Annotated in this window: 7 protein-coding genes; 1 reads left to right on the forward strand and 6 read right to left on the reverse strand. The window is 72.2% G+C overall.

The genetic code is table 11. The features are described from left to right. Positions 1-11: 11 nt before the first annotated feature. Genes ACFXGI_RS36705 through ACFXGI_RS36725 form a run of 5 tightly spaced genes read right to left on the reverse strand, consistent with a single transcriptional unit; the run spans position 12 to position 4,440 of the window. Positions 12-1,403 carry a cytochrome P450 gene (locus ACFXGI_RS36705; protein ID WP_384716780.1) on the reverse strand — a complete coding sequence of 464 codons (1,392 nt, stop codon included), beginning with the start codon at positions 1,401-1,403 and terminating at the stop codon, positions 12-14. Beyond that, entirely contained in the window at positions 1,397-2,017 is a 621-nt protein-coding gene (locus ACFXGI_RS36710) for an ATP/GTP-binding protein (protein ID WP_384716759.1), read from the reverse strand. Before ACFXGI_RS36710 ends, ACFXGI_RS36705 begins: the two co-directional genes overlap by 7 nt. Next, positions 1,998-2,357: a DUF742 domain-containing protein gene (locus ACFXGI_RS36715; protein ID WP_384716762.1), complete on the reverse strand. Its 360-nt coding sequence runs from the start codon at positions 2,355-2,357 to the stop codon at positions 1,998-2,000. The genes ACFXGI_RS36710 and ACFXGI_RS36715 overlap by 20 nt, the downstream gene beginning before the upstream one ends. Continuing rightward, the gene (locus tag ACFXGI_RS36720) at positions 2,354-2,761 is read right to left on the reverse strand and encodes a roadblock/LC7 domain-containing protein (RefSeq protein WP_384716765.1); all 408 of its coding nucleotides are present in this window, start codon (positions 2,759-2,761) and stop codon (positions 2,354-2,356) included. The genes ACFXGI_RS36715 and ACFXGI_RS36720 overlap by 4 nt, the downstream gene beginning before the upstream one ends. Next, positions 2,758-4,440 (reverse strand): sensor histidine kinase, encoded by a 1,683-nt coding sequence (locus tag ACFXGI_RS36725; protein WP_384716768.1) that lies wholly within the window; start codon positions 4,438-4,440, stop codon positions 2,758-2,760. The genes ACFXGI_RS36720 and ACFXGI_RS36725 overlap by 4 nt, the downstream gene beginning before the upstream one ends. 465 nt (positions 4,441-4,905) lie before the next feature. Here ACFXGI_RS36725 and ACFXGI_RS36730 point away from each other — a divergent pair, with 465 nt between their 5' ends. Next, the gene (locus tag ACFXGI_RS36730; protein ID WP_384716771.1) at positions 4,906-6,840 is read left to right on the forward strand and encodes a serine/threonine-protein kinase; all 1,935 of its coding nucleotides are present in this window, start codon (positions 4,906-4,908) and stop codon (positions 6,838-6,840) included. Positions 6,841-6,929: 89 nt separating this feature from the next. On the opposite strand, the gene ACFXGI_RS36735 is transcribed toward ACFXGI_RS36730, so the two are convergent. Beyond that, positions 6,930-8,054, reverse strand: coding sequence for a hypothetical protein (locus ACFXGI_RS36735; protein WP_384716774.1), 1,125 nt, complete (start codon positions 8,052-8,054; stop codon positions 6,930-6,932). Positions 8,055-8,191: the final 137 nt, after the last annotated feature.

Consider the following 8,191-nt stretch of genomic DNA (forward strand, 5'->3'; position numbering starts at 1 on the left):
GTTCGCCGAGGTCAGCGGCGGCCGAGCAGCCGGTCCCACCAGGAGCCCCGGCCCGTCGGCCGCTCCCCCGCGACGGGGGTGCCCGGCGGTGGCGTGTACGGCGGCCGGGAGGCCGGCTGCTCGGCGCCGGGTACGGGCGTGGATCCGGTGACGGTGGCGCCGCGTGGGGTGAACCGTACGGGCAGTGCCACCAGGTGACGGGACATCAGTGAGGACTTCCACCGGAGCTCGTCCTCGTGGACGGCCAGCTCCAGGTCCGGCAGCCGGGTCAGCAGGGTGTCGATGCCGGTGTCCGCGATGGCGCGGCCGATGTCCGCTCCGGGGCACTCGTGCGGGCCACTGCTGAAGGCCAGGTGCGAGCGGTTGCCGTGGACGGGCAGGGTGGCGTCCGGCCGGATCTCGGGGTCGAGGTTGGCGGCCCCGAGCCCGAGCAACAGCATGTCCCCGGCCTTGATGGGCGTTCCGGCCAGGTCCGTGTCCCCGGTCGCCCAGCGCCCGAGGACCGTCATGAGCGGGGGTTCGTCCCACAGGACCTGCTCCAGCGCGTCCGGGAGCGTCATGTGCCCGCCGGAGAGGTTCGCGCGGAAGCGGCGGTCCGTGAGCACCATGCGCACGGTGTTCGCGATCAGGTTCGCGGTCGTCTCGAACGCGGCGATCAGCACCAGCCGCAGGTGCTCCACGATCTCCTCGTCGCCGAGGGCGGTGTGGTGCTCCAGCAGCCAGGTGGTGAAGTCGCGGCCGGGCTGCTGCCGTTTGGCGACGACCAGCTCCCGCAGGGTGACCAGGACGTACTCGTTGCTGGCGAGGGCCGTCTCGGTGCCCCGGATCATGTCGCGGGCGGCCTCGACGAGGCGCGGTCCGTAGGACTCCGGCGCTCCGACGAGCTGGGTCATCACCAGCATCGGCAGCGGCTCGGCGAACTCCGCCACCAGGTCGGCCCTCCCGGACTGGGCGAAGGCGTCGATCAGCTGGTCGGCGAAGCGCTTCACGTACCGGCGCACACCGCGGCGGTCGAAGCGCTCCAGGGACTCGGTGAGCGCTCCGCGCAGCCGCTCGTGCTCGACGCCGTCGACGAAGTGGCACACGGGCTGCCAGGCGGTCATCGGGGTGAGCGGGTGGTCCAGCGGGACGTTGCCCTCCTGCTGGTCCCGCCAGTGGCGCGGGTCGCGGGTGAACCGGGACGGGGTGCGCGCCACGTCCAGGTTCTCGCGGTGGCCCAGCACCAGCCAGGCCGGGAGGTCGCCGTGGACGAGGACGGGGGCCACCGACCCGTACTCGGCGCGCAGCTTCTCGTACAGGCCCATGGGGTCGGCCTCGGCCTCGGCGCCGTAGAGCCGGTGGGCGGGGCAGCCGGGCGGCGGGGCGACCGGATCCGGCTGGTGGGTGGGGGTGGTGCTCACGATGCCTCCGTGGTCGCGGCGAGGGAGTGCAGGTAGCGCATCAGCGTCATCAGGACGTCGCGGCTGGAGTCGCGCCGGCGGGCGTCACAGAAGACGAGCGGTACGGACGGGGGCAGATCGAGGGCGGTGCGCAGCTCCTCCATGGGGTGCTCGGGCGCGTCGGGGAAGGAGTTGACGGCGACCACGAAGGGCACCCCGCGCTCCTCCAGCCGGCCGATCACGTCGAAGCTGACCTCCAGCCTGCGGGTGTCGACCAGGACCACCGCGCCGAGCGCGCCCTCGAACAGGCCGCGCCACAGGAACCAGAAGCGCTCCTGGCCGGGGGTGCCGAACAGGTACAGCACCAGCTCCTGGTTGATGCTGATGCGGCCGAAGTCCATGGCCACGGTGGTGGAGGTCTTGCGTTCCACGCCCGCCGTGTCGTCGACGCCGACCCCGGCCTGGGTCATCGTCTCCTCGGTGGTGAGCGGCCGGATCTCGCTGACCGAGCCGACGAGGGTCGTCTTGCCGACCCCGAAGCCGCCCACGATCACCACCTTGACTGCGGCGGCGGCCGTGGCCGGCAGCGCGTCCTCGCGCCGGGGCACGGTGGCCCGCTCAGAGCTTTCGAAGTCCATCGATGACTGCCTCAATCAGTGCCAGGTCCGGGAGTTTGGCGGGGGCGACGGGTGGGCGGGAGAGCACGTGGCCCGCGGCGAGCAGGTCACCGAGGAGTACGGTGACCACGCTCACCGGCAGGCCGAGGTAGGCGGAGATCTCGGCCAGCGAGAGCGGCGACGAACACAGCCGCATGATCGCCGCGTGCTCCGGCTGCATCCCGGGCCTGGGCCCCGACTTGGCGATGATCAGCGTGACGAGGTCGAGGTGGCTGGGTTCTAAATCGCCACTGCGACCGCCGGTGATCACGTACAGCCGCTCGGGAGTGCCGTCCTCCCAGTCCCCGCCCGGGTTGCTCACGCCGGCTGCCCGTCGCGGCGCGGCGGGCTGCTCAGGTGTTCTCCGATCCGGGCGACGAGGTCGCGCATCCGCTGGCCCATCAGTCCGGCGTCGACGCCCTCGTTGGCCAGTACCGCGAGGAAGGCGCCGGCTCCGGCCGCCATCAGGTAGAAGAAGCCGCCGTCCATCTCGATGACGACGAGCCGCATCCGCCCGCTGCTGCCCGGGAGTTCGGTGGCCACGGCGCCGGCGAGGCTCTGCAGTCCGGCGCAGGCGGCGGCGAGCCGGTCCGCGGTGTCGGTCTCCGCCCCGTACTGCGCCATGCGCAGGCCGTCCGCGGACAGGACGATGACGTGGCGGGTCTGCGGAACGCCCTCGGCCAGGTCCTTGAGCATCCAGTCCATATTGGTCTGCTGCTGGCTCATGGCTGTTCCCCCTTGCTCGCCGAGGCCGGCGAGGCATCCGTGTTCTGGCTTGCTGCGCCGCTCCGGGTCGCGGCGGTCTGGCTGTCCCCCGACAGGCCGCCCTGGAAGGCGGCCAGCCACATCCCGGGCTGTACCTCGGGCTCCGGGTCCGGCGCGGGATCGGGCGCGCGTCCGGCTCCGTACGCGTACCCGGTCTCCTCGGCGTACCCGTGTCCGGCGCGGTCCGCGGCCGCCTCGGCCGCCTCGGCCGCCGCGACGAACCGGTCGCCGGTGCCGGTGCCGCCCGCGGCCGCGGGCGCTTCGGGCGCCACGGCGCGGGTCTTGCGGCGGCGTTGCGGCAGGCCGCCCGGGGTCCGCTCGGTCACGGCGGGTACCTCGTCGGGTGCGGCCTCCGTCCGGGGGCCGGTGACCGGGCGGGCGGACTCCGGCCGTACCTCGGGGGCCCCGGACCCGGTGGCGGCCCGGCCGGTGGTGGGCGGCAGGGCGGCACGGGGGCCCGAGGCGGTGCCGATGCCGTGGGCGACGCCGGTCGCGGCGGCGGCCGTGGTGATGAGCGCCTGCGGGATGATCAGAACGGCGCGTACGCCGCCGTACGCCGAAGCGCGCAGCGAGACCTGGAAGTCGTACGCCTGCGCGAGCCGGCCGACCACGGCGAGGCCCAGGCGCGGGGTCTCCCCGAGGTCGGTGAGGTCGATGCCCTGCTGGGCCTGGCGGAGCATGCGCTCGGCCCGCTTGCGGGCCTCCTCGCTCATGCTCACGCCGCCGTCCTCGATCTCGACGGCGATGCCCGAGTTCACGTCGACGGCGGTCAGGTGGACCCGTGTCTGCGGCGGGGAGTAACGGGTCGCGTTGTCCAGCAGCTCGGCGAGAGCGTGGATGAGCGGTTCGACGGCGGGGCCGACGACGGCGACCTGGGAGACGGAGTGCAGCTCCACGCGCTGGTAGTCGATGATCCGCGACATGGCGCCGCGCAGCACGCTGTACAGCGGGACGGCCTTGCTCCACTGGCGGCCGGGCCGGGCCCCGCCGAGTACGGCGATGGAGTCGGCGAGGCGGCCGATGAGGGCCGTGCCGTGGTCGAGCCGCAGCAGGTCGCCGAAGACCTTGGGGCTGCGGCCGTGCCGGTCCTCCATCTCCCGCAGCTCCTGCGCCTGCTGGTGCACGATGGCCTGGACGCGGCGGGCGATGTTGACGAAGGCGCGCTGCGCGGAGTCGCGCAGGTCCTCCTCGGCGACGACGGCGTCGAGCACCGAGCGCAGCACGGCCTGGTGGGCCGCCCTGAACTCCCTTGTCAGGCCGGGCCCGTAGGTGTCGAGCTCCTCCAGGGAGGCGAGCACTTCCTCGGGGAACTCCCCCTTGCGCAGCCGTTCCACGACGTCGGGCAGCAGCTGCTGCGCGAGTCGTACGGTCTCGGCCTGCTGCCGGAGCAGGGCCGCCTCCTGCGCGGCGACCGTCGCCCGCAGCGCGGCGACCGCCTTGCCGCGCCGGGCGGCCTCACCGCAGGACAGCGCGACGGCCACGAAGGCGACGGCTCCCATCCAGGCGACGGGGGTGCGGGCAGATGCTGACACCTGTACCACGGCGATCACCGCGGCAGCGGCGGTCAGCAGGGCGGGCAGCGCCCAAACGACGGGTGAGGTGGGCCCTGGACTTCCGGGCGACGATCCCACGCGAACCATCAGAACCCTCAAACGATCGAAAGCGAATGATCATATGACAACGGCCCGGAATCTTAGCGTCTATGTGCAGGTCGCTTGACAGCAGGTCATGATGCGGACCTGGCAAAGGTGTTGGGACTTCGTCGATTGGCCGAAACCCGCAGGCACCCCTCCCGAAGCGGACCCGCGCCGGATCCCCTGCCACCACTGCTCCCCGGCGCCTCCACCACGGTCCGAGACCCCTGTCTCCCCCCGATGAGAACGGCTGGATCCCGCCATCGGCACTCCGGCCTGCCCGCCCGCTCTGAGCCGCGGCACCACTGCGCGGACCAATGCCCCGGATGCCGCCACACGTTGGCCGGCGCGCGGATACGATCCAGCCGGCGGGCTTGCGCGGACTCCTGCGATGAGTGCCCCGGGCTTCGTCACGCACCGGCGCAGAAGAGGAACGGACATCCTGTGAGCAGTGCTCGCTCTGACGGAGGGGTGCAGCCCGCGCGCCCGGGCGACCCCAAGCGGGTCGGACCGTACCGGATCATCGGCCGCCTGGGCTCGGGCGGCATGGGCACCGTTCACGCCGGCCTCGACCCGGCGGGCCTGCGCGTCGCCGTAAAGCTCGTCCATGCCGCCCATGCCGCGGATGCCGAGTTCCGGGCCCGCTTCCGCCGCGAGGTGCGGCTCTCCGCCCGCGTCCACGGGCCGTGCCTGATGCCCCTGCTCGCAGCCGACCCCGAGGCCGACACCCCATGGCTGGCCACCGCCTACGCCCCGGGACCCACCCTCGACCGGCACATCGCCGCCCACGGTCCGCTCACCGGCTCCACCTTGTACGCCTTCGCCACCGGCACCGCCCAGGCCCTGGCAGCCATCCACGACGCCGGCGTCGTCCACCGGGACGTCAAACCGCAGAACGTCATCCTCACCCCCGCCGGCCCCCGGGTCCTGGACTTCGGCATCGCCCGCGCAGCCGACGGCACGTCCGTCACCCGGACCGGTGTGATGACCGGCACGCCCGGCTGGATCAGCCCCGAGCACTACCGCACCGGCGCCGTCGGCCCCGACGGCGACGTGTTCGCCTGGGGAATCCTCGTCGTCCATGCCGCCACGGGCCGCCTGCCCTTCGGCACGGGAGCCCCGGACGTCGTCGCCTACCGCGTCATGTCCGCCGAGCCCGACCTCGCCGGCCTTTCCGGAGAACTCCGCGACATCGTCGCGAGCGCCCTCGCCAAGGCCCCGGAAGGCCGCCCCGCCGCACGCGCGATCGCCGAGGGGTGCGCCGGGATCCTTGCCGCCCAGGCCACAAGGATCCTCCCTCCCGCCGCGGATCCGACCCTGGCCTGCGATCCCGTCGCGGCCGAGTGGGACGTACCCGTCGCGGACGACCCGCCGTGGCGTCCCCCCGCCCGCCCGGGCCATCGCGCCGTGGGCATCACCCTGGCCGCGGGCGCCGTCCTCGCAGGGCTGGCGGGCGGGGTCTTCGCGCTCCGGTCCGCAGACGCGGCGCCCCCGCCGGCCTCCGCCCGCCCCCACGGCGCCGCAGGTTCCACGACGGCCCCCGATCCCTCCGCCACCACACCCGGTGCCCGTTCGGGAGGCCCCGAGCCGGCGGCCGCGAACAGCGCCGCGGCGACGATCGCCACGTGGCGCACGGCGCGCCGCGCCCGGGGAGAAGCGGAGCTGGAAACCGAGGCGGCGCTCGGCCACGACGTCAGCCTCGGGGTGGGCCCGGACTACGACTACGACGGGCGGTACGAGGTGGGCTTCGCCCCGCCGCGGAAGGAGGTCTACATCGCCATCAGCGGCACCGCACCCGCCCCGTACATCGTCCAGGAGGTGGCCGGGGACGCCTGCGCCAGCCTCCGCATGATGGCGGGCATCCATGCGGACCTTCCCTACGACGAGTACGTGTTGGTCGACGCCACCACTCCTGCCGCGCCCGCCGTCGTGTGGGAAGGGAACTTCCGCACCAACACCGGCTGCGCCACCCGGGCCGCCGACCGTGACACCACCGGCGGCCCCCGGGAGTGGCAGCCCACCGAAACGGGCTGGGAGGCGGCGAGGATCCCCAGCAGTGACAAGGCGGAGATCCGCGTGGCCACCGATGCCGTCCACCGGCTCTTCGAGGACTGGAACGGCAATTCCCGCCGCCACGACCTCCGCTACATCAGCGACGAGAACACCAGCATCGGTTTCGCCCCGCGCGAGGGCGTGATGTACGTGTGGGCCACGAAACCCGAGTGGAACCGGGACACCCGGCGGGAATGGGCGGAGGCCGCCGCTGACGTGGCCTGCCGGGCGCTCCTCGCCGAATCCCGCGCCCGCGAGGAATGGTCCTACACCCGGTACGCGGTCGGCGTCGTCGGCAGCGACGGCCACCCCCGCTTTCTGCGCTGGGCCACCGCCGGCGCCTGCACGGCCTGACCACACGGGAAGGCCCGGGCCCGCAAACGACGGAGAGCCTTGTCCCACCGAAGTGGGACAAGGCCCTCCCTGTGGTGCCCGGGTGGCGGTCAGCGGCTGGTGCCGCCGAGGCCGGACGGACCCTGCCAGGCACCGTTGCTCACCCAGTCGTTGGCCAGACTGCCGTTGGTGTCGACGAACGCGACGTGGGTGCCGGCCGCGTCAGTGGCAAGACCGGAACCGGCCCGAGCCTGACCACCGATCGCCGACGGACCCTGCCAAGCACCATTGCTCACCCAGTCATTGGCAACACTGCCACTGCCATCGACGAAGAAAATGTGGTCACCAGCCGCACTGAACGCCAACGGCGAATCCCCACGCGGCTGACCACCCAGACCCGACGGACCCTGCCAAGCCCCGTTACTCACCCAGTCATTGACGAGATTCCCGTTGGTGTCGACGAACGCCACCAGCGTCCCCGCCGCATTGGTCGCGATCGGCGAACCAGCACGAGCCTTGCCACCGATCGGGGACGGACCCTGCCAAGCACCGTTGCTCACCCAGTCATTCATCACATTGCCATCAGCATCGATGAAGAAAGCATGATCGGCACCGGCATTCAACACCACCGGCGAATCCGACCGAGCCTTACCACCGATCCCCGACGGACCCTGCCAAGCACCATTGCTCACCCAGTCATTCGCAACACTCCCGTTGCCATCCACAAACGCCACATGCGTCGCACCAGCATCCATCGACACCGGCGACTTCGCGGCACCCACCGAACCGGCGACGACGTTCTTGTAGCGCAGGGCCTCGTAGTTGGTGAGCGCGTGGCCGTCGAGCGTGCTCGCGTAGACGCTGCCCTTCTGCTGGTCAGCCGTCGTGCCCGGGCGGTGTTCGGCGTCGTAGTAGAACGTCCCGGCGGACTTGTCGATCCAGGAGTCGAACAGCACGACGTGGTCATCGGTGAAGTCCAGTGCGTCGCCCGGCTGCAGGCCGGTATAGCCGATGACGTTCGCAGCCGTGACGGTCGAGACGTTCGGGAGGGTCCAGGTGACCAGGCTGTCGTTCAGGCCCCACGCCATGGAGATGAACCCGGAGCAGTCCGCGCGGTACGGGCCGCCGACCGTGCTGTCCTTCCAAGCGAGCGACTTACTGTACGGAACGGAGTTGTCGATCCAGTCGTGCGCCCGGGCGATGATCTGCTGCTGGGTGATCGCGCCGCCGAGCACGGCGGGACCGAGGCTTCCGGTCGAGGTGGCGGGGCCTATGGGGGGCCTTGACCCCGAATCCTGAACACGATTTATGCGGCTGATGCCAGGGTAGTTGGTGGTGCTTCGAGTGCGGCTTCGTAGGTGATGGGGCTGCG

This window comes from Streptomyces sp. NPDC059355 (assembly GCF_042752335.1).
In the GTDB taxonomy this organism is placed as follows: domain Bacteria; phylum Actinomycetota; class Actinomycetes; order Streptomycetales; family Streptomycetaceae; genus Streptomyces.